This is a genomic window from Streptomyces dioscori (assembly GCF_003024195.1).
Classification (GTDB): domain Bacteria; phylum Actinomycetota; class Actinomycetes; order Streptomycetales; family Streptomycetaceae; genus Streptomyces; species Streptomyces dioscori.
In genome coordinates this window covers 55,073-79,080 of the sequence record NZ_KZ679062.1, presented here as the reverse complement: position 1 = coordinate 79,080, position 24,008 = coordinate 55,073, and the positions used below count along the sequence as shown (strand labels likewise).

Sequence of the window (24,008 nt, the reverse complement as noted above, 5' to 3'; positions counted from 1 at the left end):
ACATACCAACCGAACCGACCCACCCGCACCCCACGGAAGGACACGCAGTGAGTGACATCCCCGGCGGGCCCATGGCGAACCGTCCGGTCCACTTCATCTGGCTGCTCGACTGCTCGTACTCGATGCAGGGTGAGAAGATCGCCCGGCTCAACTACGCGATCCGGGAGGCCGTTCCGGAGATGCGGTCGGTGGCCCACGACAACCCGGCGGCCCAACTGCTGCTGCGTACGGTCACGTTCTCCACGACGGCCAAGTGGCACCACCAGACCCCCGTCCCCGTCGACGACTTCACCTGGCAGGACGTCGAGGTGGACGGCATGACGAACCTGGGCGAGGCGCTGCACCTGGTCTCGCGCGAGCTGCAGAGCCCGCCGATGCCGCAGCGGGCCCTGAAGCCGGTCCTCGCGCTGGTCTCGGACGGTGTGCCGACCGACGACTGGAAGGCGGGTCTCAAGGCGATCGACGCGACTCCCTGGGGGCGCAAGGCCGTCCGGGTCGCGATCGCCATCGGCCACGACGCCGACCGCTCCGTACTCCAGGAGTTCCTCGCCAACCCCGAGTTGCAGCCGCTGGACGCCAACAGTCCCAAGCAGCTGGCGGCGGCGATCCGTTGGGCGTCGACGGCGGCGGTCAAGGCGGCCTCGCAGCCGGTCGCCGGTTCGGGGGACCCGCTGGCGAAGCAGCCGTTCGCGCCGCCGGTCCTCGACGACGACGATGACGACGACGTGTGGTGACGGCACTCGTACGGCGCTGGGCCACCCTCGCCGAAAGCATCCAGGGGACCGGGAAACGGCAGAACCAGGACTGGTACGCGTTCTCCGGGACCGGTTCCTCGGCCGATCCCCTCGTCCTCGCGGTGGCGGACGGCCACGGCTCGGCCGCGCACGCGCGCAGCGCGCTCGGGGCGCGGTTCGCCGTGGACCGGTTCGTCGCGCTGGCGACGGAGTTCGGCCGGGCCGCCGACGCCTGCCACGAACCGGGCGGGCTCGCCCGGCTGATGAACTACGCCCGCAACGACATGCCGCGCGCCCTCGTCCAGTCCTGGCGCGAGGCGGCCCTCGGGCACTGGGCACGGCACCGCCCGGTGGCCGACCTGGGCCTGCCCGAGCCAGGACCCGACGAGAAGCTGACGCTGTACGGGACCACGCTGATCGGCGCGGTCGTCACACCGTGGCTCCTGACGGCCTGGCAGATCGGCGACGGCGATCTGGCGGTGGTGGGCCACGACGGCTCGGTGGAAAGGCCGTTGGCCCCGGCCGAGGACGACCTGGGCGACGAGACCGAGTCGTTGTGCGGGCCGCAGGCGTGGCGTTCGGTACGGACGCACTGGGCGCCCGTGTTCGAGGAGGCGCGGATCCCGCGGCTGGTGGTGCTGTCCACGGACGGTCTGTCGAAGAGTTTCGCGTCGGGCGACGGCTTCACGGAGTTCGTCGGGGACATGGACGAGCGGCTCGCGACGGAGGGCTTCGAGGGGGTGCGGGACGCGCTGCCCGACTGGCTGCGGCACGCCTCCCGGTACTCCGGCGACGACACGACCCTGACCGCGGCCCTCCTGCACTCGTACGCGGCCCGCCCGCAGCCGAAGCCCGACACGGAGGCCGGCGCGGAACCCGACGCGGTACCCGACGCGGAGCCCGATTCGACGCCCGGCACCGACCCCGGCACGGAACCCGAACCGAAGAAGAAGACGAAGGAGACCTAGATGACCGGCATGCTCGACAGCGGCACCCGCCTGACCGTGGAGACCGGTGAGGAGGTTCAGGTCGTCGACATGCTGGGGGCGGGCGGCCAGGGCGAGGTCTACCGGGTGAAGACGTCCGCCGGCGAGAAGGCCCTCAAGTGGTACTACCCGACCTGCGCGACCCCCGAGCAGGAGGGGATCGTACGGGAGCTGGTGTCCCGCGACTTCGACGACGACCGCTTCCTGTGGCCCGAGGCGTACGTGCCCTGGCACCACGGGTCGTTCGGGTATCTGATGGGGCTGCGGCCCGACCGGTTCAAGGGACTGCCCGCCCTGTTCCGCCGCCAACTGCGCACCAGCACGCGCGCGTTGCTGACGGCGTGCCTCTACACCGTCGAGGCGTACCAGGCGCTCCACTCGCGCGGCATCGCCTACCGGGACATCTCCTGGGGCAACGTCTTTTTCGACCCGGACACCGGTGACATCCTCGTCTGCGACAACGACAACGCCGTGGTGGAGGGCGACGCGAGCGGGATCTCCGGGACGATGGAGTTCATGGCGCCCGAGCTGGTGCGCGCCGAGCCGGGCGCCCGTCCCGGCACGCAGTCAGATCTGCACTCGCTGGCCGTGCTGCTGTTCATGTTCCTGATGAACCATCATCCGCTCAAGGGCAGACGGGAGTTGGCGATCCACTGTCTGGACGAGGCCGCCGAACGGAAGCTCTACGGGAAGAACCCGCTGTTCGTCTTCGACCCGGCGGACGACTCGAACGAGCCCGACCCGATGGAGCACGCGACCGTGCTGGCCACCTGGGACGCCTCCGCGGGCGCCCTCCAGGAGCTGTTCCGGCGCAGCTTCACGGCGGGGCTGCACGATCCGGCGGTGCGGGTACGGGAGTCCGAGTGGCGTGACGCGCTGCGGGCGGTACGGGACGCGGTGGTGGAGTGCGCGTCCTGCGGGCGGCAGAACATGACGGAGCCGGGCGAGCCCCAGCCGCAGGCGTCCCGCCCGTGCTGGGGCTGCGGGGCACTGCTGGTGCTGCCGCCGCGTCTGACGGTGACCACTCCCCCGCCGCGTACCGAGCGCCACATCCGGCTGCCGCGCGCGGCCCGGGTGCAGGCCCACCATCTGGAGGCGGAGCCCGCCCGGCACGACTACTCGGACGCGAGCCTGGTGGCCGAACTGGTGGAACACCCCTCGAAGCCGGGCCGCTTCGGCATCGCGAACCGCAGCAGCAGGACCTGGGCCGGCACGCGCTCGGACGGTACGTCCCAGCAGATCGGCCCCGGCCAGACGGTACCGCTGCGCGCGGGCCTGGAACTGGACCTGGGCGACGGGAGCCGCGCGGTCGTACGGGCGAAGTGACCGCCCCGGATCACGGGTGAGGGGGCCGCGCCGGGTTCACAGACCGAGGACCCGGCTCAGCTCCTGTGCGAGGGCGAGCCCTCCGCTGCCGGCCGCGACGCCCACGGAGATCGTCTCCAGGGCCGAGCGGACCCGCCCGCGGTCCGGTGCGGCGCCGTCCTGCTCGGCCCGCGCCAACTCGCCCCGTACGACCTCCGCTTGCGCGACGAGGGGCGGGTTCTCGGTACGCAGCCGCTCCACGAGTTCGGCGGCCAGGCGCAGCGACTGGGCGGCGTCCACGCCGTTGTTGATCTCGATGCGGCCGTGGTCACCGATGTTCGTGGGGCCGTTGATGTCGCCGTGGAAGTTGAAGGTGCTCATGCCTGGCTCCTGGTCGAGGTGCTGATCGCCGTACGCGCGGGTCCGTCGGGCCGTGGATGCGGCGGCGGGGTCACGGGCCGCCGCCCTGTCCCACACCCGGATGGCCGCCACCGCCCTGCCCGTGCTGCGGCTGGCCGCCCGCCATGGTGATCTGGCCCTGGTTGCCGATGTTGCTGGGGCCGTTGATGTCCCCGGAGATGTTGTAGGTCTGGGTGCTGATGATCTGCTGCGCCTTGTCGAAGGAGCCCGTGTCGACGTTGTGGTCCTGGAGGAAGCGCTCGGTCGCGACGAGGACGCCCTGCTGGAGCCGGAACAGGAAGTCCTGCGCGTCGGTCTTCTCCGAGTAGCCGGCCGCGTCCCAGTCGCCGAGGCTCTCACGCAGACTGTCGAACGCCCCGTAGTCGTACACCAGATGGCGTTCCTTGATCTCGCGGCGGGTCCTGGTCAGGGCGCGCTCCGCCTCGCGGTGGAACCGGCGCCGGGCGCGCAGCCGCCGGGAGGCGCCGCGCAGTTCGGGCCAGACGTGCGTGGTGGCGTACGAGACGAGGCTCCACCAGCTCTCGGCGCGGGCGACGGGCAGGTGGTCCACCCGGTGGAAGCGGCCGTGCAGCGGCGGGATCGCGTACGCGGCGACCTCCCAGGTGAGACTCGGCCGGTGCAGTCGCGCCCGCAGATACATGGAGACGATGGTCCGGCCGCCCTCGCCGACCCGTTCGAGACAGAGGTACGTGCGCATGCCGGCGCCGGGGCTCTGCAGGCCGGCCTGGACGAGTTGCCGGGGGATCTGGGCGCGCGGGTGGCGGGTGCGGTCGGGCAGCAGGTCGGGCAGGTGGAGGGCGTTGCTGCCGAGCACGTACAGACGGTTCCTGGCGCGCAGTCCGTCGAGGCCGGAGACTCCCTCCATCTCCCGGGCCACATAGGTGTGCAGGTCGACGGCGTCGAAGGGGCGGACGGTGAGTTTGCCGCCGGTGGGCGAGTCCGCGGGCCTGCTGACGTCGATCGGCTGCCAGAGCGTTTCCTTGATCTTGTCGCCGCTGCCGACGAACGGGTTGGTGCGCTCCGCGGAGTCGGTGTACGGGATGACGTTGGCCCGCTTGAGGTCGTGCAGCCGGGCCTCCGCCTCCTGTTCGACGGCCGGGGCGAGGTTCTCGGCCTTGTCCTGGCTGCGGTAGACGTCCTGGGCCGCGGCCCTGGCGCGCGCCTGGTCGTGGTGGACGAGCCACCAGGCGGCGGCAAGGACCGTCACGGGCCCGTAGACGGCGACCATCGCGATCGGCCCCTGCCCCTTGATGAGGGCCGCCACACCGACGAGCAGCGCGGCCCAGCCGGCCGCGAACAGCCAGGCGAGCTGTCGGTCGAGCGCGGCGCGGGCCCTGACGGCCACGCGCGCGTGCCGGGCGAGGGCGACGAGGTTGATGCCGAGGGCCGGGCCCATGGCGTTCAGGCCGTCGCCGGTGAGCCGGTGGTCCGCCTCGTGGGCGAAGTCCGCGTCGAGATGCACCGACGCGCACAGCCGCCGTGTGACCGCGTCCTTGCGCATCTTCGGCAACGACGGCAACTGTCTTCCGACCATTTCGGCCCCCCACCCCGTAATCGCTCCATCACCCTAGGGATACGAGGGGCCGTGTGTCACGGAGTTGAGGCACCGGAGATCGGGAGCGCCTGCGCGACCGCCTCGTCGGCCAGCCGTACCAGCTCGGCCACCGGCATCGAACCCGCCGCCCGTCGCTCCCGCGCGAACTCGTTCGCGAGGCGTCGCAGCAGGTCGTTGAGGGGCGTCGGGACTCCGTGCAGGCGCCCCAGCAGGGCGATCTCCCCGTTGAGGTAGTCCGCCTCGATCGTGCCCGTGCCCCGGCTCAGCGACTGCCAGGACGATCCGCCGCCACGCACCGGTCCGTCGTCGAGCGGTACCAGGCGCATCTTGTCGGCGCGGGCCTCCTTCTGTTCCTCCTGCGAGGCGTACGCGATGCCCGCGGCGGCGAGCACGGCCTCGCCCTCGGCGCGTACGCGGCCCCGCAGCGCACGGGCCTCCTCACTGTCGACGACCCCGCTGACGGCCTCGGTGGCGTTGGCGAGGTTGGCGAGCAGTTTGGCGTACTGCCAGCGCGTCACATCGGGCACGACCGGCGCCTCGAAGCGGGACGCGGACAGGTCGGCGGCGACGGCCCGCGCGGTGTCGTCCGTGCCGTGCGGGAAGCGCCCGAGGTGCAGGATGCCGGTCAGCGGCGTACCGGCCGCCGACACCACGCCCGGCTCGACGAAGGTGGCGGGCAGCCACACGCACACCCCGTACACCCGGTGGAAGCGGCGCAGTGCGAGCCGCTGGCTCTCCACGCCGTTCTGGGCGCACAGCAACGGCAGCCGTTCGGCCGCCGTACCGCCGCCCGCCACCGGGGCGGGCCCCCATTCCTCCAGCGCCGCCACGCTGTCCTGCGTCTTCACGGCGAGCACGAGGACGTCGTCCGGCCGCAGTTCGCCGAGGGCCGACGGGCCGTCGACCGTGGGCAGCCGGTGGGTGCGGGCCCCGTCGGGGGTCACGAGCCGCAGTCCCCGCTCGCGCAACGCGTCGTGGTGCGCGCCGCGCGCGACGATCACCACGTCGTGTCCCGACTCGGCAAGACGCCCGCCGACGGCCCCGCCCACGGCCCCAGCTCCGATGATGATGTAGCGCATACCCCCGAGCCTGTCACACCGTGAACGGCGGACCCCGTGGGCCAGGATGTGCAGTTCGCCCATGCTGGCCTCCTCGACGGACGCCGCCGCGTTCTCGTCGTGCTCGGGGTCAGGGTCGGGCTTACCCATCGGTCAGCTCCACGAGTTTGACGACGGTGTTCCAGTTGCGCGTGGTGGCGACGACGCCCTTCGTCACCCGGGGCTTCGCCAGGCTCTCCGCCAGCTTGGAGCGGCCGAGGCCGTCGGGGGCGTACAGGTACAGGACGCGGTCGCCGAGGCGGAACTCCTCGGGCAGGAAGGTCTTCCGGTCGACCGACGCGAAGCGTCCGGCGTCGACCGGCGTCGAGAAGTACGTGACGTGCAGCTGCTTGGCCTCCAGTTCGGCGGCCGGGAACGGGCAGGCGTCGAGGACGGCCCGCAGATACGCGTGGTCGCGCACCAGCACGTCGACGGTGAATCCGAAGTGGTCGGCGAGGGCGCCCGCCAGCTCCTCGGCGAGGGAGTCCTCGTCGCCGTGGTCGCTGGTGAACACGGCGTTCCCGCTCTGCAGATACGTGCCCACGCCGCCGTGCCCGAGCCCTTCCAGGAGGGTCCGCAGCTCGGCCATCGGCACCTTGCGGCTGCCGCCCACATTGATCCCGCGCAGCAGCGCCGCGTACGTCGTCGTCCCCGTCGTCATCCGCCCACCCTAGGCCCAGGGTCCGACAGTCCCCCTGAGGCGGCCGTCGTGCCCCGTGGGGGTGGGTACGACGGCCGCCGGGCCGGGACGTCCCGGCCCACCGCAGGTTACCGACCGGTCAGCTCGGGCGCGACCCCCGAGGAGCGGCTTTACATGTAAGGGCCTCTCATCCTCCTCAGTGCGGAGGTCACGGGGTCCGGGGGGAGGACTTCCGGCCGCCGGACTTCACCAAAGAGCACGAGGAGAGGCCCTTATCCGCGCCATACCTTCATAACGATGGTGTCGGCAGGGGGTCGGCGCCCAGGACAAGGGGGCAAGCCCGTCATGGGGAAGCGAGACACGCGGGTACGGGGGATAGCGGCCCGGGCCGGTGGCTGGAGCGCCCGGCACCGCTGGGCGGCCGTCGGGATCTGGGTGCTGTTCGTCGTTCTGGCGATGGGACTCGGCTCGGCGGCGGGCACGGTCGAGCTCAAGGACAGCGAGCAGCTCGGGGGCGAGACGGGCCGGGCAGCGGCCATCGCGGAGCAGGCGGGGATCGAGGAGCCCGCCGGGGAGACCGTGCTCCTCCAGGCGAAGGACACGGGTCTCAAGGCGACCGACAGCGAGTTCCGTGCCGCCGTCGCCGCCGTGATCAAGGCGGTCGAGGGCACCGGCAAGGTGACCGACGTGACCTCGCCGTACGACACGAAGACGATCTCGAAGGACGGCCGCAGCGCGCTGGTCCAGTTCGACATGCGCGGCGAGGCCGACACGGCGGGCGAGCGGGTCGAGCCCGTGCTGAAGGCCGTGGAGGAGGTCCAGAAGGACCATGAGGCGTTGCGGATCGAGGAGATCGGCGGCGCCAGCATGAACAAGACGTTCGACGACGCGTTCGGCGACGACTTCCAGCAGGCCGAGTTCTCCGCCGTGCCGGTGGCCCTCGGCATCCTGCTGGTCGCGTTCGGCGCGCTGGTGGCGGCCCTGGTGCCGGTCCTGCTCGCGATCACCGCGATCATGGCCACCATGGGCCTGATGATGATCGTCAGCCACATCCAGCCGATGGACGAGACCTCAAGTTCCGTGATGCTGCTGGTCGGGCTCGCGGTCGGCGTCGACTACTGCCTGTTCTATCTGCGGCGCGAGCGCGAGGAGCGCGCGGCGGGCCGGGACCCCGAGACCGCCCTGCGCATCGCGGCGGCGACCAGCGGCCGGGCCATCATCGTCTCCGGTGTCACGGTGTGCGTGGCGATGGCGGGCATGCTGTTCACCGGTATCGCCACCTTCAAGGCGATGGGGCTCGCCTCCCTGATGGTCGTGGCGGTCGCCATGGTCGGCTCGGTGACGGTGCTTCCCGCGGTCCTGTCGCTGCTCGGCAAGCGGGTCGAGACGGGGCGTATCCCGTTCCTGCACCCGGACAAGCGCCGCAAGGCCAACGGCGGTGCGGGCAAGGGCGGTTCCGGCAACGACAGCCGTTTCTGGACGGCCGTCCTGCGTGTGGTGCTGGCCAAGCCGGCGATCTCGCTGGTCGTCGCGGCGGGCGCCCTGGTGGCCATCGCCGCTCCCGCGCTCGGCATGAAGACCCAGAACCTCACGCTGGACCAGGAGTTCGGCGACTCGCTGCCGATCGTGGCGACGTACGAGCGGGTGAACGAGGCCTTCCCCGGCGGTTCCGACCCGGCCGAGGTGGTCGTCAAGGCCGACGACATCAACTCGCCCGAGGTGAAGTCCGCGATCGCCGACTTCCGGGCCCAGGCGGTCAGTTCGGGGGCCTCGCGCGGCCCGGTCGACGTCAAGGTGCACGACGCCCAGAACATCGCCTTCGTGTACGTGCCGCTGGTGGGCGGCTCGAACCTCGACAAGGCCGAGAAGAGCCTGACGATCATCCGTGACGAGGTCCGTCCCGCGACACTCGGCAAGGTCGACGGGGTGGAGGCCCCGGTCTCCGGTCAGGTGGCGGGTTCGAAGGACTTCAACGACCAGCTCGGCAGTGCGGTGGCCCCGGTCTTCGTCTTCGTCGTGGTCTTCGCCTTCGTGCTGATGCTCCTGTCGTTCCGCTCGCTGACGATCGCGGTCACCTCGATCGTCCTCAACCTCCTGTCGGTCGGCGCGGCGTACGGCATCCTGGTCGCCGTCTTCCAGCACGGCTGGGGCGCGTCCCTCGTGGGCGCCGAGGGTGTGGGCGCGATCATCACCTGGCTGCCGCTGTTCCTCTTCGTGATCCTGTTCGGGCTCTCGATGGACTACCACGTGTTCGTGGTCTCGCGGATCCGTGAGGCGCGGCTGCGGGGGCTGACGACCCGGGACGCCATCCAGCACGGCGTCGTCACCACGGCCGGTGTCATCACCAGCGCCGCCGTCATCATGGTCGCCGTCTTCGCGATCTTCGGCACGCTGTCCATGCAGTCCATGAAGCAGATGGGTGTGGGCCTCGCGGCGGCGGTCCTGATCGACGCCACGATCATCCGCGGTGTGCTCCTCCCGGCGGCCATGGCCCTGCTCGGCGAGCGCAACTGGTACTTCCCGAAGTGGCTGAACCGGCTCCCCGACCTCAGTCACGACGAGTCCTTCGAGGAGCCGTCGACGCAGCCGCAGCCGCCTCAGCCGCCGGCGGTCGAGGGCGAGCGGGTCGGCGTCTGACCGGCCGGTTCCGTACGGAGCGGCGACGCTGAACGGCAGCGGGGCCGGGGCATGTGCCCCGGCCCCGCTGCCGTTTCGTGCCGTCCTACCGTCCTGCCGGTCTGTCGGTCTGCCGGTCTGCCGGTCTGCCGGTCAGGCCGCGGTGGGGACCTCTTCGCGCTCGAAGGAGTCGATCGTGCGCGTGAAGTCCCGGGTGGAGAGCAGCAGCTTGTAGATGATGGCCAGCTCGAAGACGAGGAGCAAGGCACCGGAGACGATGGTCGCCTTGATGACCGAGTCGAACAGCGGGCCCAGGATGAAGACACCCATCTGGAACTCGATACCGCTCACCAGGTGCGTACGGATGCGGTGGCGCAGGAAGAAGGAGCGGGCGCGGAGATAGACCGGGAAGCGGTGCCTGAACTCCTGGTGCAGGTCGATCACACGGGCCGGAGCCTTGGTCTGCGCCTCGGCCTCGCCCTCGGCCCCGGCCTCACCCTCAGCAGCCTCCGTCGCGGTCGCGGTCACTGCCGTCGCCGCGGTCGTCGGCGCGGTCGCAGCCGCCTGCTCGCGCTCCGCGAACGCGGCGACCTCGGCGCTCTCCGCGACGTCCCCGACCCCCGTGACGCCCACCGGCGTCACCGTCGCCGTGGCCGCCTGGCGGATGTCCTGCTCGATGTCCGCCTCGGGGTTGTTGCGCAGCAGGTCCTCCATGAAGGCCAGCTCCGCTGAGTTCTCCGCGCGGCGGGCCGCCCGCACCCGTGCCTTGATCTGCTTGCGCATGGTGTGACGGATCTTGAAGATCTCCAGGCCGTTGATGTAGCGCAGCGTGTCGAGGAAGACGACCGCGGCGGCCAGCCAGATGTAGATCGTCTCGCCGGTGCGGTCGTACTGCCCTGCCATCAGCGCGACGCCGCACACCGCGACCCGGATGCGGTCGAAGACGAAGTCCAGCCAGGCGCCGAAGACCGAGCCCTGTCCGGTGAGGCGGGCCACCTTCCCGTCCATGCAGTCGAGGATGAAGCTCAGGTGGTAGACGAACGCGCCGGCGATCAGCCACCGCCAGTCACCGAACGCGAAGAACGCCGCCGAGACCAGGCCGAGCAGGAACGCGCCCCAGGTGATCTGGTTCGGTGTGATCCGCGTGTACTTCGCGGTCAACCGCACCAGCGGGGTGGCGACCGGGTCGACGAGCAGCACGGTCCACCAGGCGTCCCGCTTCTTCTCGGTGATGCGGCGCACCTCTGCGAGGGGCGGTATGTCACGGCGCATAGGTCAACTTCCCAAAGTTCGTATCGAGTTCACCTCACGCTAAGAAGGTGTTCGATCAAAGAACAAGAAGTAGCCCGTGCAACCTTCTGCGGGGGTCAGGGGTCGAACTCAGCAACCCGATCCATGACCCGACAGCACGAACCCTGCGTTACCCGAGCGTTATCTAATGACCTTCCCGTTATCCAAAGTGCGCCATGGCTTCACCAATTCCATGGAACCGTGACCCGGGGGAATTCCGGGTTCGCTGAGGGTCACCTGAGCAGGCGTTCTGCGTCCTGTCACACTCCGTCCTGCCCTTTTGGAATTTCCGCCTCGATCAAATCCGCGGCTCGCGAAGTTCCTCCCTCGGCCGCCATCTCGGCCTGGATCGCCTTGAGTTTCCGTGCCACTTCCGGATCGTCGGCGATCGCCAGTACGGCTTCGCGCAGGGTGTCGGCGGTGACCTCTTCCATGGGCAGATGACGGGCGACTCCGAGCGCCTGGAGCACGTCCGCGTTGCCGAACTGGTCGACGGCCTGCGGTACGCAGACCATCGGCGTGGCGGTCGCCATCCCCTCCTGGCTGCCGCCCGCTCCGGCGTGCGTGACGAAGACGTCGGCCTGTTTGAGGATCGCGAGCTGCGGGACCCAGTCGCGGACCTCCACGTTCGCCGGGATCTCACCGAGTTCGGCCGGGTCGACGTGCTTGCCGATCTGGAGCACCAGATGCCAGCCCGGCAGGGCGTCGAACGCCTTCGCGCACGCGCGGTAGAAGGCGGGCCGCTTGGTGAAGGCGGACCCCAGGGACACGAGGGCGACGCGCTCGGCACCGTCGGGCCGCCGCCACTCGCCCTGGGCGGCGCGGTCACCCTGGCAGGCGCCGACGAAGGTGTACACGGACTCGTCGACCCGGTCGGCGTTCGGCTGGAGGACCTTCGGGATGAGAACGAGGGAACGGTCGGGGCGCCCGCCGAAGGAATCGGGGTCCAGGTCGATCCCGTTCTCGTCCAGCCAGGCCTGGAAGCGGGCGTAGTAGGCCTGCCCCCGCTCGGTCTTCCTCGGCTCGGCCCACATGGGCTCGGCGACCTCCTCCTCGTACCCCTCCCAGGCGACGAGGTTCGGTGAGAGCGAGACGGCGGGGACGCCCCAGCGGTGGGCGAGGACGGGGGCCGGGTACGAGGTGATGTCGTGGATCACGAGATCCGGCTCATCGCCCTCGTACGCCTCGATGAGCTGCGGGAGCGCCTGGATCGCGTCCGCGAGGAAGGGTTCCACGTTGTCCAGGAGCGTGCTTCCCCAGGCACTGGGGTCGTCGTCGGGCGACGGCAGGGTCGAGGTCCAGAGCTTCGGCTCGGCGCCGGCCTCCGCGACCTTCTCGGCGAACACGGGCGGAATCGCGTACGTGACCCGATGCCCCCGGGCGACAAGCTCCCGGATCACTTCAAGACTCGGGTTCACGTGCCCATGAGCGGCGACGGAGAACATGGCGATGTGGGCGGGGGCGGTACGAGGCGTGGTCATGCGCAGACCCTAAGCGAGACGATACGTCTCGTGCAAGCAAGTTTCCAAGGGGCGCGAGGAACTGCGCGACAAGCCCCCACCGGACCCGCACCCGAGACCCCGCCCGCACCACCGCCTTTAGGGGCGCGGGGAACTGCGCGACCAGCCACGACGGACCCGCACCCGACAACCCGCCGAACCCGCCCCGCCCCGTGGCAACGGCCCGTGCCAACGGCCTTCACCGCTGGTACCGCGCCAGAACCCGGTTCCCGTCCCCCACCAACCGCCGCCGCAGCTCCCCCATCCCGATGGCCCCGCTGTAGTACGACTGATAGGCGGGCGTAGCCACCTTGTCCTTCCACTCCGGATACCCCCGCACGGACTGCGCGGGAGCCGACCGCAGCTCCCCCGCGACCGCGGCCCCCACGGCCCACCCGTCCTTCTCACCCCGCAGCGCCGGATCCCGCAACGCCTGCGTCCCGGTCGGCAGCATCCAGTCCCCGAGCGCGAGCCGCACCATGTTCCGCGGCCGGAGCAGGAAGTCGATGAAGGCCGCCGCCTCCTTCTTGTGCGGACTGTCCTCGGCGACGGACAGCGTCTGCGGACTCACCCCCTGGGTGAGCCCGTCGGTCCCGGCGGGCGCGGGCAGCACCTGCCAGTCGAACCCCTTCGGCGCCTGCTGCACGATCTGCTGCCGGTAGGAGAACCCGAGCGGAACCATCGCGTACTTCCCGCCGAAGAACCCGGGCAGCGTGTCGGACCCACCGCTGCCGAGCGTCGAACCCGACGCGCTGTCATCGACGTTGACCTGGTCGTGAATGGTCCGCGGCACGACCTCGTCGCCCTCCTCGAACCGGATCCGCACCTTGCCGTCGGCGCCCCGGTGGAACAGCTGCCCGCCGGTGGACAACGACAGGTTGAGGGTCGCCGAGACGGGCTCCTTGAGCGGCCAGGCCACCCCGTACTTCCCCTCCCCGGTGCTCAGCCGGTCGGTGATCCTCCTGAACTCGTCCCAGCTCCACGGCTTTTCGGGCGTGGGGATCCGTACCCCCGACTCCTTGAGCCACGTGGCGTTGGCGATCAGGACCCGGGGTTCCTGGAGGAACGGCACACCGTAGATCCCGTCCCCGAACGTCGTCGTCTCCCAGCTCCGCCCCGGGATGTCGGACGTGAGCCGCTCGGACAGCAGCCCGCGCAGATCCGCGAGATACCCGCCGTACGCGAAGTCCGCGAGGTCGTCCGAGGCGTCGTGGATGATGTCCGGCGCCTCACCGCCCTCGAAGGACGTGAGCAACTGGTCGTGGACGCTGTCCCAGGAGCCCTGTACGTACTCGACCTCGACGTCCGGATGCGTGGCGTTCCACTCCCGCACCAGTTCCTTGTTGACGTCGACGGACTCCTTCTGCCAGGCCAGCGACTGGAAGCGCAGGGTGACCCGCCCGTCCTCGGAGCCGCCCCCGTCCCCGGAACACCCGGAGCCCGCGACGAGCACCAGTCCCGCGATCAGCCCGGCCAGCCACCCTCTGCCTCCGCCCCTCCGCATCGACATCCGCGTACGCATCAGCTCTTCACCGCCCCGGCGAGCATGCCGCCCGTGATCCGTTTCTGGATGAGCGCGAAGACGACCAGTGACGGGATGGTCGCCAGGAACGCGGCGGCGGCGAGCGGGCCGAGGTCCGCCACACCCTCCGCGCCGAGGAAATGGGTGAGGACGACGGGCAAGGTCTGTTTCTCCGGGGTCTTGAGCAGCACCAGCGCGAAGAAGAACTCGTTCCACGCGGTGATGAACGCGAACAGGGCCGTGGCCACGATGCCCGGCGCGAGGAGCGGCGCGGTGATCGAGACCAGCGTCCGCAGCTTGCCCGCGCCGTCCACCGCGGCGGCCTCCTCCATCTCGGCCGGCACCGCCCGTACGTATCCCACGAGCATCCAGAGCGCGAACGGCAGCGCCCACACCACGTAGACCATGACAAGACCGGCCACGGAGTTGATCAGGTGCAGGTTCTTCAGGACGAGGAACAGCGGGATGATCACCAGGACGAACGGGAACGCCTGGCTGACGACCACCCAGCCGGTGGCCGCCTTCGCCAGCCGGGTGCGGTGCCGGGCCATGACGTACGCCATCGGGGTGGCGATCAGGACGGCGATCACGGCCGCTCCGAGCGCCGCGACCAGGGAGTTCGACGCGGCCCGCAGCAACGGCTGTTCGTCGAAGGCCTGCCGGAAGTTGTCGAGGGTCGGGTCCCGCGGAAGCCAGGTCGGATGCAGGGTGGCCAGTTCGCGCGCCGGCTTGAAGGCCGTGGAGACCAGCCACAGGAACGGGAAGGCGAGGAAGACCAGATACGCGAGGAGTGCCGCGTACTGGCCCGCGCGGGCCCTTCTGCTCGTCCTCACGCGTCCTCGCCTCCCCGCAGCCGGCCGACCAGATGGACGGCGAGGATCACCGAGATCACCGCGACCATCACGCATCCCATCGCCGCCGCGTAGCCGAACTGGCCGTAGCGGAAGGCCTCTTCGTAGGCGAACAGCATCGGCAACCGGGTCCGGCCGCCGGGGCCGCCCTGGGTCAGCACATAGACCAGGGCGAACGAGTTGAAGTTCCAGATGAAGTTGAGCGCCGTGATGGCGAGCGCGACGGGTTTCAGGGCGGGCCAGGTGACCGTGCGGAACCGCCGCCAGGCGCCCGCGCCGTCCATGGCCGCCGCCTCATGGAGTTCGCGCGGGGTGTTCTGCAGTCCGGCGAGCAGGGCGACCGTCGTCTGGGGCATGCCGGCCCAGATCCCGACGACGATCACCGCGGGCAGCGCGGTCGCGAGGTTCGACAGCCAGTCCCGTCCGTCGCCCAGGCCCAGATCGCGGATCGTCTCGTTGAGGATGCCCGCGTCCGGGTTGTAGACGAGCCGCCACATGATGCCGACCACGACCTCGGGCATCGCCCACGGGATGATCGCCAGCGCCCGCGCCAGCCAGCGCAGCCGCAGCTCCTCGTTGAGCAGCAGGGCGAGCCCCAGCGCGAGGACGAACTGCGGGACGGTCACACCGACCGCCCACACCAGGCCGATCCGGAACGACTCCCAGAACAGGGTGTCGTGCAGCAGATCCTGGAAGTTCAGCGTGCCGATCCACTGCGTGGGCTCGGTCCGGCCCGACTGCGCGTCGGTGAACGCCAGGACGATGCCGTACAGGAGCGGGCCGACGCTGAGCACCAGGATCGGGATCAGCGCGGGCAGCACCAGGAACCAGGCACCGTGGTCGACGGGGCGGCCCGGCCCGCCGGCCCGCGGCGAGGGCTTCGCTGACCGCTTCCTCGCGGTCACCAATGTCACGGAATCGGCTCCTCTGAACGGTTCGTGCGGATCTGGCCGTCCCGGTGGCCCCCGTCATCGTCGTGATCCGGCGACACCGCGTCAAGACAGCACGCGCGCCCGGCGGGCGGCCCCCACCAGTGCGGATGGGGACGGCGGGTGACGTACGGCGTGCCGTCGTGTGCACGGCCCGAGGCAGAATGGCGTGCGACGGCGTGTACGGGTACTGCGGGAGCCGAGGGCTGGGCCTACGGCTTCACGGAAGGCGAGTGATGGACGAGGCACAGGCGCGCGACGTACTCGCAGAGGCGCGTATCGGCCCGGCCGGACGGGACGGCCGGGACGCGGTACTGCTCGCGCTGGGCGAGAACGCCGTCTTCGCCCTCGGCGACCTGGTGGTCAAGGTGGGCCGCGACACCGAACTCCTCGACCGGGCGCGGCGGGAGCTGGCCGTCGCGCTCTGGCTCGCCGAGGCGGGCGTTCCGGCGGTACGGCCCGCCGAACCCGAGGCGCGGTTCGTCGACGGTCACCCGGTGACGCTGTGGCACCGGCTGTCCGACCCCGTCCGCCCGGCCGAACCGCGCGATCTGGCCGAACTGCTGCGGGTCGTGCACGCGCTGCCCTCCCCCGCGTTCGCGCTGCCGCGCCGGGAGCTGCTGGGCGGGGTGGAGCGGTGGCTGCGGCTCGCGGGAGACGTGATCGATCCGGCGGACGCGGCGTTCCTGCGGAACCGGCGGGACGGGTTCGCGACGGCCGCGGCGGCCCTCACGCCGTCGTTGCCGCCGGGGCCGATCCACGGTGACGCGCTGCCGCGCAATGTGCATGTCGGGGCCGACGGGCCTGTGCTGGTCGACCTGGAGACGTTCTCCGCGGACCTGCGGGAGCACGACCTGGTGGTACTGGCACTGTCCCGCGACCGGTACGGGTTGTCCGCCGAGGCGTACGAGTCGTTCACCGGGACGTACGGGTGGGATGTGCGGGAGTGGGAGGGGTGTGGGGTGTTGCGAGGGGCTCGGGAGACTGCGAGCTGTGCGTGGGTGGCGCAGCATGCGCCGAGTAATCCTCGGGCGCTCGCCGAGTTCGAACGGCGGGTCTCGTCTCTGCGGGACGGCGACGAAACGGTCCGCTGGTACCCGTTCTAGCCGCTCCGCGGCCCGCCCTGTTCGTCACCTGCGGGTCCGCCGTGGCTGGCCGCGCCGTTCCCCGCGCCCCTGAAACACCCGGGCTGCGCCCCGGCCTGCCCGTTCGTCTGCGGGCCCGGCGGGGGCCGTTCGCGCAGTTCCCCGCGCCCCTAAACCACACCTGCGGGTCCGGTGGGGGTTGGCCGCGCCGTTCCCCGCGCCCCTCGAAAGCGGGGCTGCGCCCCGGCTTTTGTCCCTTTAGGGGCGCGGGGAACTGCGCAGTCTTTTGTCTTGACGGGCGCAGGGAACCGCCCTGGGCCGGGGTTTTTCAGACCTGGGTGCGGATCGTTTCGGCCGCCCGGTGCAGCTCCGTGAGGACCGTGCGTACCGCCTTGCGGGCCGTGCGTTCGGGGCGGTGGAGCGCGTCGATCTGGCGGCGGGCCCGGACGCCGGTGAGGGGTTTGAGGACCAGGGCCGGGTGCGGGCGCATCGTCCAGCGGGGCATCAGCGCGAGCCCCCCGCCCGCGGCGACCGCCTCGGCGACCACCGCGAACTCGTTGATGCGGTGGACCAGCCGCAGCCGGCGCCCCGCGGCCGTCGCGATCGCGTCGATCGTGGCCACCACCGGGAAGCCTTCGTGCGCGGTGATCCAGGGCTCGTCGGCCACGTCGAGCGGGGTGAGCCGCCGTTTGGCCGCCAGCGGATGGTCGGCGGGCATGGCCACGTCCAGCGGTTCGCGCAGCAGGGTCGTGGCGGTGACCGTACTCGGCCAGCCCGGGGTGTGTTCGAGGCGGTGGGCGAGCACCAGGTCGTACTCCCGGGTCAGCGGCGGGAAGTCGTCCTGCGTCACATCCGCGTCGGCGAGCGAGAGGCGAGGGCTGCCGGGTGCGGCCAGTGCCCGCAGGAGCAGCGGGAAGAACGCCGAACCCCCGCTGTGGAAGGCGGCCACCGACACCTCGCCGTCCGGCCGGTCCACGAACTCCTCGACGGTGTGCCGGGCACGCTCCAGCGCCGTCTCCACCTCGATCGCCGCCCCGGCCAGGGCCTGCCCGGCGTCCGTGAGGGCCAGCCGCCGCCCCTGGCGCTCGGTGAGCGGTACGGGAATCGCGCGTTGCAGCAGCCGCAGTTGCTGGGAGATCGCCGAGGGCGTCACCAGCAACGCCTCGGCGACCGCGGTGACGCTGCCCAGTTCGCCCAGCTCACGCAGGATCCTCAGCTGTCGTTCGTCCATGCCCTCACCCCTCTCTCCCTTCCCTCCGATGTAGTGATGCTAAAGGATCGTTTTAGAAGTTGGCTCTGTGCTTCAGAGTCGCGGCAGGGCAGGGTGAGCGCGTGCCCGATGCCCGCCGTACCGATGCGGTACTCCTCCTTGTCGCCCTCGTCTGGGGCTCCAGTTATCTCGCCGCCCAGACCGCGACCGCCGTGCTCCCCGTCCTGGTGGTGCTGTTCGCGCGGTACGCCCTGTCCGCCCTCGCCTGCCTCGGCCTGGTCGCCGCCGACCGGAAGTCCGGCCCGTGGACCCGCGACGAGATCCGGCTCGGGCTGCCGCTGGGAGTCACCCAGGCGGCCGTCCTGGTCGTGGAGACGTACGGCGTCGCGCACACCAGTGCCGCCAACGCGGGACTCATCATCAGCCTGACCATCGTGATCACCCCTCTCCTGGACCGCTCCGGCCGCACCGGCGGTCTCCCTCCGGCCTTCTACGCGGCCGCCGGCGTCTGTCTGCTGGCCGTCGGCCTCCTCATGTCGGGCAACGGTTTCCACGCGCCCCGGCTCGGCGACCTGCTGATGCTCGCCGCCGCGGTGATACGCGCGGGCCATGTCGCGCTCGTCGGCCGGCTCGCCGTGGGCCGCGCCGTCCGGCCACTGCGGCTGACCACCGTGCAGACCCTCGTCGGCACCGTGCTGTTCCTGGTCCCCGCCTCCGGTGACCTGCCCACCCTCGTGCACGTCGGCGCGGTGGGCTGGGCCCAGCTGCTTTATCTCGCCCTGTTCTGCAGCGTGTTCGCCTTCCTCGCCCAGACCTGGGCCGTGCAGCGCACCTCGGCCAGCCGGGCCAGCCTCCTGCTGGGCACCGAACCCATCTGGGCCGCGGCGGTGGGCATCACCCTGGCCGGCGACCACTTCACCCCCTTGACGGCCCTGGGCGCGACCCTCCTGGTCGCCGGCACCTACTGGGGCCAGGCGATAGAACGCACCCACCGGGCCCGCTCGGCGAAGGCGTCGTCGGCGACCGCGCCGAAGGCCGCGCGCAGCGCGCCTTCAGGGGCGCGGGGAACTGCGCGACCAGCCACAGCGGACCCGCAGATCACCACCGACCCCGCCCCCGGTCTCGAAGAGGACACCCCATGCCCGACACCGAGCACGAAACCGAGCACGACACCTACGACCGTCTGATCACCCTGCTGGACAGCGCCGCCGTCGACTACCAGCTCGTCGACCACGAGCCGGAAGGCAACACCGAGGCGGTCAGCGCCCTGCGCGGCAACCCGGAGTCCGCGGCGGCGAAGTGCATCGTCCTGCGGGTCAAGGTCGACCGGAAGACCACCCGCAACGTCCTCGCCGTCGTTCCCGGCGACCGCCGCGTGGACCTGGACGCGGTCAAGACGCTCTACTCGGCCCGCTACGCCGGTTTCAGCGACGCGGCCACCGCGGAACGGCTCGCCCGCTCCGTACCCGGCACCGTCCTTCCGTTCAGCTTCGACGCGGACCTGGAAGTGGTCGCCGACCCGGACGTCGTGGCCCAGCCGCGCCTGTACTTCAACGCGGCCCGCCTCGACCGCTCCCTGGTCGTCTCCGGCGCCGACTACGCGCGGCTCGCCGCACCGCGCGTCGAGCGCATCGCCGCCCCCGCCGCCGGCTGACCCCGTCCGCCCGGCCGATCCCGTCCGCCCGGCTGATCCCGGCTCAGACGCGCTGGTCCGTCAGGTCGCGGAGGGGCCACACGCCGTCCACCACGGCCTCCGCGTCCCCCTTGCGGCGCAGGAAGCTCTGGAAGTCCGCCGCCCATTCCGCGTACCACTCGATCTGGCGGCGGTGCAGTTCGGCGGGGCCGAGCGTGGCCACCTTCGGGTGGCGGACGGCTATCGCGGTGGCCAGCCGGGCCGCGGCCAGGGCGTCCGCCGTGGCGTCGTGGGCGGATTCCAGCAGGACGCCGTACTCCGCGCAGACCGCTTCGAGATTCCGCTTGCCCCTGCGGTAGCGGTCCACCGAGCGGTCGATCGTGTAGGGGTCGATGACCGGCCCCGGGTCGGTCCCGCCGAGCCGCTCCCGCAGTGACGGCAGTCCGTACCTGCGCAATTCGGCGGAGAGCAGGGTCAGGTCGAAGGCCGCGTTGTACGCCACGACCGGGACGCCCGCCTGCCAGTACGAGACGAGCACCGAGGCGATCGCGTCGGCCACCTGGTCGGCGGGCCTGCCCTCGGCCGCCGCTCTCTCGTTGCTGATCCCGTGCACCGCGACCGCGTCCGCGGGGATCTCGACCCCCGGGTCCGCCAGCCACTCCCGGCGCCCGGCGGGTTCCCCGCCGCGGACCTCTATCACCGCTCCGGTGACGATGCGCGCCTCGCGCGGATCGGTCCCGGTCGTCTCCAGGTCGAAGCCGATCAGCAGCTCCCCGTGCCAAGCCATGCCGGCCCCCTTCTTCGTGGTGCGTTCCCCCAGTGATCTCCACGATGCCATGGGCCACTGACAATCCGAGGACCGCGTTCCGCTTACCGGCCGCCACGCCACCGGCCGCCGCACCACCGACCCCCAGGTCACCGGCCATCGGCCACGGGCCACCCAGTCACCACGTCACCACGTCACCACGTCACCACGTCACCACGTCACCACGTCACCGAGGGAACGGGACCGGTCAGGACACAGGGCGCGAATCCGCCCAGGCCACCTCGAACTCCTCGCGGTACGTCCCGAAAAGCCCTTCTTCGCCCGCCTCGTCCGGCTTCAGTACCCGGCCGCCGCCCCGCAGAACGAGTACCGGCGCCTCCATCCCGCGGGTGCGGCGCAGATACGACTGCACGACCGCCACCCCGTCCGAGCCGTCCCCGTCCACGAGGTACGCCGTGAAGCGGGGCGTCTCGTCGTAGACCTGGATCTCGAAGGCGCCGGGATCGCGCAGCCGGGCCCGCACCCGGCGCATGTGCAGGATGTTCATCTCCACGGAACGGCTCAACTCGCCCCGCTTTATCCCCAGTTCGCGCTCGCGCCGCTTCACCGCGCTGGACGCGGGGTTCAGGAACAGCAGCCGGGTACGGCAGCCGGACTCGGCCAGCCGCACGAGGCGCCGCCCGGAGAAGTTCTGCACGAGGAGGTTCAGGCCGATCCCGATCGCGTCCAGGCGCCGGGAGCCGCCGAAGAAGTCCTCGGCGGGGAACTGCCGCAGCAGCCGTACCCGGTCCGAGTGCACGGCGACCACGTCCGCGTACCGGTCGCCGACCAGGTTCTCGACGGCGTCGACGGGCAGCCGGCGGCCGGACGGCACGTCGCTGCCCGCGCCGAGGATCTCCAGGAGTTTCGCGGACGCGCGCTCGGCCTGGGCAAGGACGGCCTCGGACAGGGCGCGGTTGCGCGAGACGACGTTACGGGTGACTTCCAGTTCGTCCAGAGCCAGTTCGACGTCCCGGCGCTCGTCGAAGTACGGCTCGAAGCACGGCCAGTGCTGCACCATCAGCTCGCGCAGCTGCGGCAGCGTGAGGAAGCTCAGGACGTTGTCGTCGGCGGGGTCGAGCAAGTAGCCCTTGCGGCGGCTGACTTCGCGTACGGCGACGGCGCGCTGGACCCACTCCTGGCCGGCGGGACCGGCGGCGGCGACCACCCAGTCGTCCTCGCCGTGCACGGGCTCGTAGATCGGGCGCAGAACAGCGGCCACGACCGCGCGCAGCCGCTGTTCGACGAGGTTCAGCCAGATGTAGGCCCGCCCGGCCCGCTGGGCGCGGGTGCGCACCTCGCCCCAGGCGTCGGCGCCCCAGTCCAGCTCCGCGCCGATCTCCATCGGCCGGGCGAGGGACACCGCTCCCGGTGGGGCATCTGCGGAGACCCCCTCGTGACCGCCGTCACCAGGGGGCAGCTCCAGCCCTCCGGACCCCACCCGCACACCGCCTTCCGCTCCCCCGAGCACTCCCCCAGCCAACGATCAAGGAAGGGTACTCCGGGAGCGGCGGGCGGTGCAGCCGGATGGACAGGTCGTTTCTCAACTACCGCGTTCCACTTGCCCGTTCTGGTCGGCCAGCTCCGGCGGAGTGAGCGGATTCATAGCGGTGACGTCCCGCGGGGCCAGCGAGAAGCCCTGCCAGTGGACCGGCATGGGCTGCTGGTCCTCGTCCCGGGCGACGTGGTGGAAGCCGACGTTCACCCAGGCCACGGGGTGGGTGAGGGTCTGTCCGTTGACCCATTTGTCGACGGACTTACCGCCTCCGGTACCGCAGTTGCGGATGTTGTTGCTGGCGAACTGTTCGCACTTCTTGTACTCGGTGAAGTAGATGTCGTGCTTGGTGAAGCTGCGGCCCGGGTACTTGGAGGTGGCGCCCGGGACGAACTCGTACGAACGGGCGTGTTCGTCCTTGTTCTTTCCGGCCGTGCTGACCACGCGCCACCAGCGCATGTTCTTGGCGTCACCCGCGAGTTCCTTGGTGACCTTGGTGCGGGTGGTCTTGTTGCGCGGGGCCTCGCCGCCGGCGGCGGGCGGGCTGACCACGGAGTCGTACTGCTCGACCTTGTTCTTCGAGGTGCCGTCGAGGCCGAAGTTGAGCCGCCAGAAGACGTTGTGGCTGTGGCTGGTGGCGTACGACTTGGCGCCCTTGCCTATCGGCCAGCCGCGGCCGTCACCGGCGTCGTAGTCGGCGGGCGAGAGACTGCCGGTGGCGCCGACGTTCATGTTGATCGTGCCGTCGTCCTGGAAGCGCCACTCGGTCATGTACTCGTACCAGCCGACCTGGTTGACCGTGTAGACGAGCAGGTCCTTGCCCTGCTGCTGCCAGACCTTGCCCGCCTGGTCGCCCTGCATGCGGTAGGCGTGGCCGCGCGAACGGGTCGTGGTGCACAGGCCCTTGACGTTCGGGTGCTCCGGGTCCCAGGCGTCCGGCACCTTGACGGTCTTGATGGTGCCGCCCGGACACTCGCCGGGGGCCATCTCCATCAGGCCCTGTCCGAAGCCGAAGCCCGTGAGGTCGTCGTACTCGACCGAGCCGTCGTCGTAGGGGACGTGGATCTGGGCGAGCTTGGCGCTGGTGAGGACCCGTATGGGCTTGGCCTCGCCCTTGGGCTGGTACGAGACGTTCTCCAGGACGAGCCCGGCCTCGCTCTCGTAGTGCCAGCACATCGTCCAGGTGGTGCCGGTGGAGAGCTTCTGCTCGATCTTGTAGGCCGCGCTGCAGTCGGCGGCGGCAGCGGCCGCGGGGGCGGTCCGGGTCTCGGCGACGGCCGGTCCCGCGGCCGTCGTGACGCCGGCGGCCAGGGCGACCGCCGAGAGGCCGACCGCCGTCCGCCTGCGGGCGCGGCTGATTCTGTTCACGCGCATGAAGAATTGACTCCCTTGCACAAGCAGGAAAGTGGGAAAGGTGAAGTGAGATCGACGAAGTCGACTGTCTCGACGGAGGGAGGCCGGTGGACCGGGAAGACTCAGCCGACCTTGGCGACCTTGCGGGCGCTCAGGTCGACGACCAGGTCACGGCTGTCGATCCAGGACCCGTTCTTGACCTTCACGAAGAGCCGCGTGCAGCGGTGCTTGCCGCAGTCCGCGACGGAGGCAGGCGTTCCGGGGACCGCCCGGAAGATCATGCCGTTGAGCATCAGCTGGTCGGGAGTGGTCAGCTTCTTGCCGGTCGCGTCCTTATAGTCGGCCCGCAGTCCGGCGCCCAGCGGGTCGGCGATCAGGAGCCGCGCGGCCTCGACGGTCTCGTCACGGCTGAGCGGCGGCTGGACGCCGTGCTGGGTGTCGGTCGACTCGACCTTGCCGGTGTCGAGGTTCACCGTCCTGGTGACGAGCGAGTCGTCCTTGTAGTCGTAGAACGACACCTCGGCGCGGCGCGGCGCGTTCGGGTCGTCCAGTTCGCTCGCCTCGGGCTCGGAGAGGTCGACGGTGATCCGCTGCGGCCCCTTGTCGCCCTCGACGTTCTCGCTGCTGCGGGAGAGCCCGCGGTCCAGGGCGAGCTTCTCGACGCGCTCGGTCTCGTCGTCGGTGAGCGGGTCGCGCCCCTTGCCCCGGTCGCCCTCGGCCGGAGCCTGCTCTACGACGCCCGGCTGCACGGCGTCCTGCCCCTGCGCCTGGCCCTGGCCCTGCTCCTGGGCCTGGCCCGCCGTCTGAGCGGTCCGTCCCGTCCCCTGGCCGCCGGAGTCGTCCGCACCCGCCGAGCCCGGCAGGGTGATTCCGACCATCACGGCGGTCCCGGCGACCGCGATGGCGGCGCCCGCCACCACCTTGCCCAGATGGCGGTGCACTATTGTGCGCACATTTCCCCCTACTCCCCCTGTATCTCTAGG

General features: G+C 70.9%; 21 protein-coding genes. 7 read left to right on the top strand and 14 right to left on the bottom strand.

From position 1 onward, the window contains the following. The first annotated feature begins 71 nt into the window (after positions 1–71). From C6Y14_RS41085 to C6Y14_RS41075, 3 genes are read left to right on the top strand one after another with little or no spacing between them, the layout of a single operon-like run. On the top strand, positions 72–734 hold the full coding sequence (locus C6Y14_RS41085; RefSeq protein WP_107022038.1) for a vWA domain-containing protein: 663 nt from the start codon (positions 72–74) through the stop codon (positions 732–734). Further along, a complete protein-coding gene (locus tag C6Y14_RS41080; protein WP_107022037.1) occupies positions 728–1,702 on the top strand; it encodes a PP2C family serine/threonine-protein phosphatase in 975 nt (324 codons plus the stop codon). Before C6Y14_RS41085 ends, C6Y14_RS41080 begins: the two co-directional genes overlap by 7 nt. Beyond that, positions 1,703–3,046, top strand: coding sequence for a serine/threonine protein kinase (locus C6Y14_RS41075; RefSeq protein WP_107022036.1), 1,344 nt, complete (start codon positions 1,703–1,705; stop codon positions 3,044–3,046). It begins immediately after the preceding gene. Positions 3,047–3,082: 36 nt separating this feature from the next. Here the strand turns inward: C6Y14_RS41075 and C6Y14_RS41070 are convergent, their stop codons facing one another. The 4 genes from C6Y14_RS41070 to C6Y14_RS41055 form a co-directional block, all read right to left on the bottom strand. Next, positions 3,083–3,406: a hypothetical protein gene (locus C6Y14_RS41070; protein ID WP_107022035.1), complete on the bottom strand. Its 324-nt coding sequence runs from the start codon at positions 3,404–3,406 to the stop codon at positions 3,083–3,085. Positions 3,407–3,476: 70 nt separating this feature from the next. Beyond that, positions 3,477–4,979, bottom strand: coding sequence for a hypothetical protein (locus C6Y14_RS41065; protein ID WP_107022034.1), 1,503 nt, complete (start codon positions 4,977–4,979; stop codon positions 3,477–3,479). Positions 4,980–5,035: 56 nt separating this feature from the next. After that, the gene (locus C6Y14_RS41060; protein ID WP_107022057.1) at positions 5,036–6,079 is read right to left on the bottom strand and encodes a ketopantoate reductase family protein; all 1,044 of its coding nucleotides are present in this window, start codon (positions 6,077–6,079) and stop codon (positions 5,036–5,038) included. Between the two features lie 121 nt (positions 6,080–6,200). After that, a complete protein-coding gene (locus tag C6Y14_RS41055) occupies positions 6,201–6,758 on the bottom strand; it encodes a DUF1697 domain-containing protein (protein WP_107022033.1) in 558 nt (185 codons plus the stop codon). Positions 6,759–7,082: 324 nt separating this feature from the next. Between C6Y14_RS41055 and C6Y14_RS41050 the strand changes: the two genes are divergently transcribed. Further along, entirely contained in the window at positions 7,083–9,374 is a 2,292-nt protein-coding gene (locus C6Y14_RS41050) for an MMPL family transporter (protein WP_107022032.1), read from the top strand. Positions 9,375–9,506: 132 nt separating this feature from the next. Here C6Y14_RS41050 and C6Y14_RS41045 read toward each other — a convergent pair whose 3' ends face one another. The 5 genes from C6Y14_RS41045 to C6Y14_RS41020 all read right to left on the bottom strand — a co-directional run bounded on the left by C6Y14_RS41045 (position 9,507) and on the right by C6Y14_RS41020 (position 15,429). Continuing rightward, on the bottom strand, positions 9,507–10,625 hold the full coding sequence (locus C6Y14_RS41045) for a CDP-alcohol phosphatidyltransferase family protein (RefSeq protein ID WP_107022031.1): 1,119 nt from the start codon (positions 10,623–10,625) through the stop codon (positions 9,507–9,509). 278 nt (positions 10,626–10,903) lie between these two features. Then, positions 10,904–12,124: a macrolide-inactivating glycosyltransferase gene (gene mgt / locus C6Y14_RS41040; protein ID WP_107022030.1), complete on the bottom strand. Its 1,221-nt coding sequence runs from the start codon at positions 12,122–12,124 to the stop codon at positions 10,904–10,906. 217 nt (positions 12,125–12,341) lie between these two features. Next, positions 12,342–13,664 (bottom strand): ABC transporter substrate-binding protein, encoded by a 1,323-nt coding sequence (locus tag C6Y14_RS41030; protein ID WP_404828916.1) that lies wholly within the window; start codon positions 13,662–13,664, stop codon positions 12,342–12,344. Continuing rightward, a complete protein-coding gene (locus C6Y14_RS41025; protein ID WP_107022028.1) occupies positions 13,664–14,497 on the bottom strand; it encodes a carbohydrate ABC transporter permease in 834 nt (277 codons plus the stop codon). The genes C6Y14_RS41030 and C6Y14_RS41025 overlap by 1 nt, the downstream gene beginning before the upstream one ends. Then, a complete protein-coding gene (locus C6Y14_RS41020) occupies positions 14,494–15,429 on the bottom strand; it encodes a carbohydrate ABC transporter permease (protein ID WP_107022027.1) in 936 nt (311 codons plus the stop codon). Before C6Y14_RS41020 ends, C6Y14_RS41025 begins: the two co-directional genes overlap by 4 nt. Before the next feature lie 251 nt (positions 15,430–15,680). Here C6Y14_RS41020 and C6Y14_RS41015 point away from each other — a divergent pair, with 251 nt between their 5' ends. Continuing rightward, positions 15,681–16,550: a phosphotransferase enzyme family protein gene (locus tag C6Y14_RS41015; protein WP_107022026.1), complete on the top strand. Its 870-nt coding sequence runs from the start codon at positions 15,681–15,683 to the stop codon at positions 16,548–16,550. A 307-nt stretch (positions 16,551–16,857) separates the two neighbouring features. On the opposite strand, the gene C6Y14_RS41010 is transcribed toward C6Y14_RS41015, so the two are convergent. Next, complete coding sequence (locus C6Y14_RS41010; RefSeq protein ID WP_107022025.1) at positions 16,858–17,760, bottom strand: LysR family transcriptional regulator; 903 nt, start codon at positions 17,758–17,760, stop codon at positions 16,858–16,860. 101 nt (positions 17,761–17,861) lie between these two features. Between C6Y14_RS41010 and C6Y14_RS41005 the strand changes: the two genes are divergently transcribed. Together C6Y14_RS41005 and C6Y14_RS41000 are read left to right on the top strand one after the other, a co-directional pair. Continuing rightward, positions 17,862–18,926 carry a DMT family transporter gene (locus C6Y14_RS41005; RefSeq protein WP_107022024.1) on the top strand — a complete coding sequence of 355 codons (1,065 nt, stop codon included), beginning with the start codon at positions 17,862–17,864 and terminating at the stop codon, positions 18,924–18,926. Then, positions 18,878–19,393, top strand: coding sequence for a YbaK/EbsC family protein (locus C6Y14_RS41000; RefSeq protein ID WP_107022023.1), 516 nt, complete (start codon positions 18,878–18,880; stop codon positions 19,391–19,393). The genes C6Y14_RS41005 and C6Y14_RS41000 overlap by 49 nt, the downstream gene beginning before the upstream one ends. Positions 19,394–19,436: 43 nt before the next feature. Here the strand turns inward: C6Y14_RS41000 and C6Y14_RS40995 are convergent, their stop codons facing one another. The 4 genes from C6Y14_RS40995 to C6Y14_RS40980 form a co-directional block, all read right to left on the bottom strand. Continuing rightward, entirely contained in the window at positions 19,437–20,159 is a 723-nt protein-coding gene (locus C6Y14_RS40995) for a 3'-5' exonuclease (protein WP_107022022.1), read from the bottom strand. 226 nt (positions 20,160–20,385) lie between these two features. Then, on the bottom strand, positions 20,386–21,618 hold the full coding sequence (locus tag C6Y14_RS40990; RefSeq protein WP_107022055.1) for an SAV2148 family HEPN domain-containing protein: 1,233 nt from the start codon (positions 21,616–21,618) through the stop codon (positions 20,386–20,388). 102 nt (positions 21,619–21,720) lie between these two features. Then, complete coding sequence (locus C6Y14_RS40985; protein WP_107022021.1) at positions 21,721–23,046, bottom strand: copper amine oxidase; 1,326 nt, start codon at positions 23,044–23,046, stop codon at positions 21,721–21,723. Between the two features lie 101 nt (positions 23,047–23,147). Then, complete coding sequence (locus tag C6Y14_RS40980; protein WP_107022020.1) at positions 23,148–23,978, bottom strand: Tat pathway signal sequence domain protein; 831 nt, start codon at positions 23,976–23,978, stop codon at positions 23,148–23,150. Positions 23,979–24,008: the final 30 nt, after the last annotated feature.

Coding starts and splice junctions, on each gene's coding strand:
- C6Y14_RS41030 (WP_404828916.1), bottom strand. CDS start 13,664: ATGCGTACGCGGATGTCGATGCGGAGGGGCGGAGGCAGAGGGTGGCTG.
- C6Y14_RS41065 (WP_107022034.1), bottom strand. CDS start 4,979: ATGGTCGGAAGACAGTTGCCGTCGTTGCCGAAGATGCGCAAGGACGCG.
- C6Y14_RS41070 (WP_107022035.1), bottom strand. CDS start 3,406: ATGAGCACCTTCAACTTCCACGGCGACATCAACGGCCCCACGAACATC.
- mgt (WP_107022030.1), bottom strand. CDS start 12,124: ATGACCACGCCTCGTACCGCCCCCGCCCACATCGCCATGTTCTCCGTC.
- C6Y14_RS41010 (WP_107022025.1), bottom strand. CDS start 17,760: ATGGACGAACGACAGCTGAGGATCCTGCGTGAGCTGGGCGAACTGGGC.
- C6Y14_RS41075 (WP_107022036.1), top strand. CDS start 1,703: ATGACCGGCATGCTCGACAGCGGCACCCGCCTGACCGTGGAGACCGGT.
- C6Y14_RS40985 (WP_107022021.1), bottom strand. CDS start 23,046: ATGCGCGTGAACAGAATCAGCCGCGCCCGCAGGCGGACGGCGGTCGGC.
- C6Y14_RS41085 (WP_107022038.1), top strand. CDS start 72: ATGGCGAACCGTCCGGTCCACTTCATCTGGCTGCTCGACTGCTCGTAC.
- C6Y14_RS41015 (WP_107022026.1), top strand. CDS start 15,681: ATGGACGAGGCACAGGCGCGCGACGTACTCGCAGAGGCGCGTATCGGC.
- C6Y14_RS41000 (WP_107022023.1), top strand. CDS start 18,878: ATGCCCGACACCGAGCACGAAACCGAGCACGACACCTACGACCGTCTG.
- C6Y14_RS40995 (WP_107022022.1), bottom strand. CDS start 20,159: ATGGCTTGGCACGGGGAGCTGCTGATCGGCTTCGACCTGGAGACGACC.
- C6Y14_RS41055 (WP_107022033.1), bottom strand. CDS start 6,758: ATGACGACGGGGACGACGACGTACGCGGCGCTGCTGCGCGGGATCAAT.
- C6Y14_RS41050 (WP_107022032.1), top strand. CDS start 7,083: ATGGGGAAGCGAGACACGCGGGTACGGGGGATAGCGGCCCGGGCCGGT.
- C6Y14_RS41045 (WP_107022031.1), bottom strand. CDS start 10,625: ATGCGCCGTGACATACCGCCCCTCGCAGAGGTGCGCCGCATCACCGAG.
- C6Y14_RS41060 (WP_107022057.1), bottom strand. CDS start 6,079: ATGCGCTACATCATCATCGGAGCTGGGGCCGTGGGCGGGGCCGTCGGC.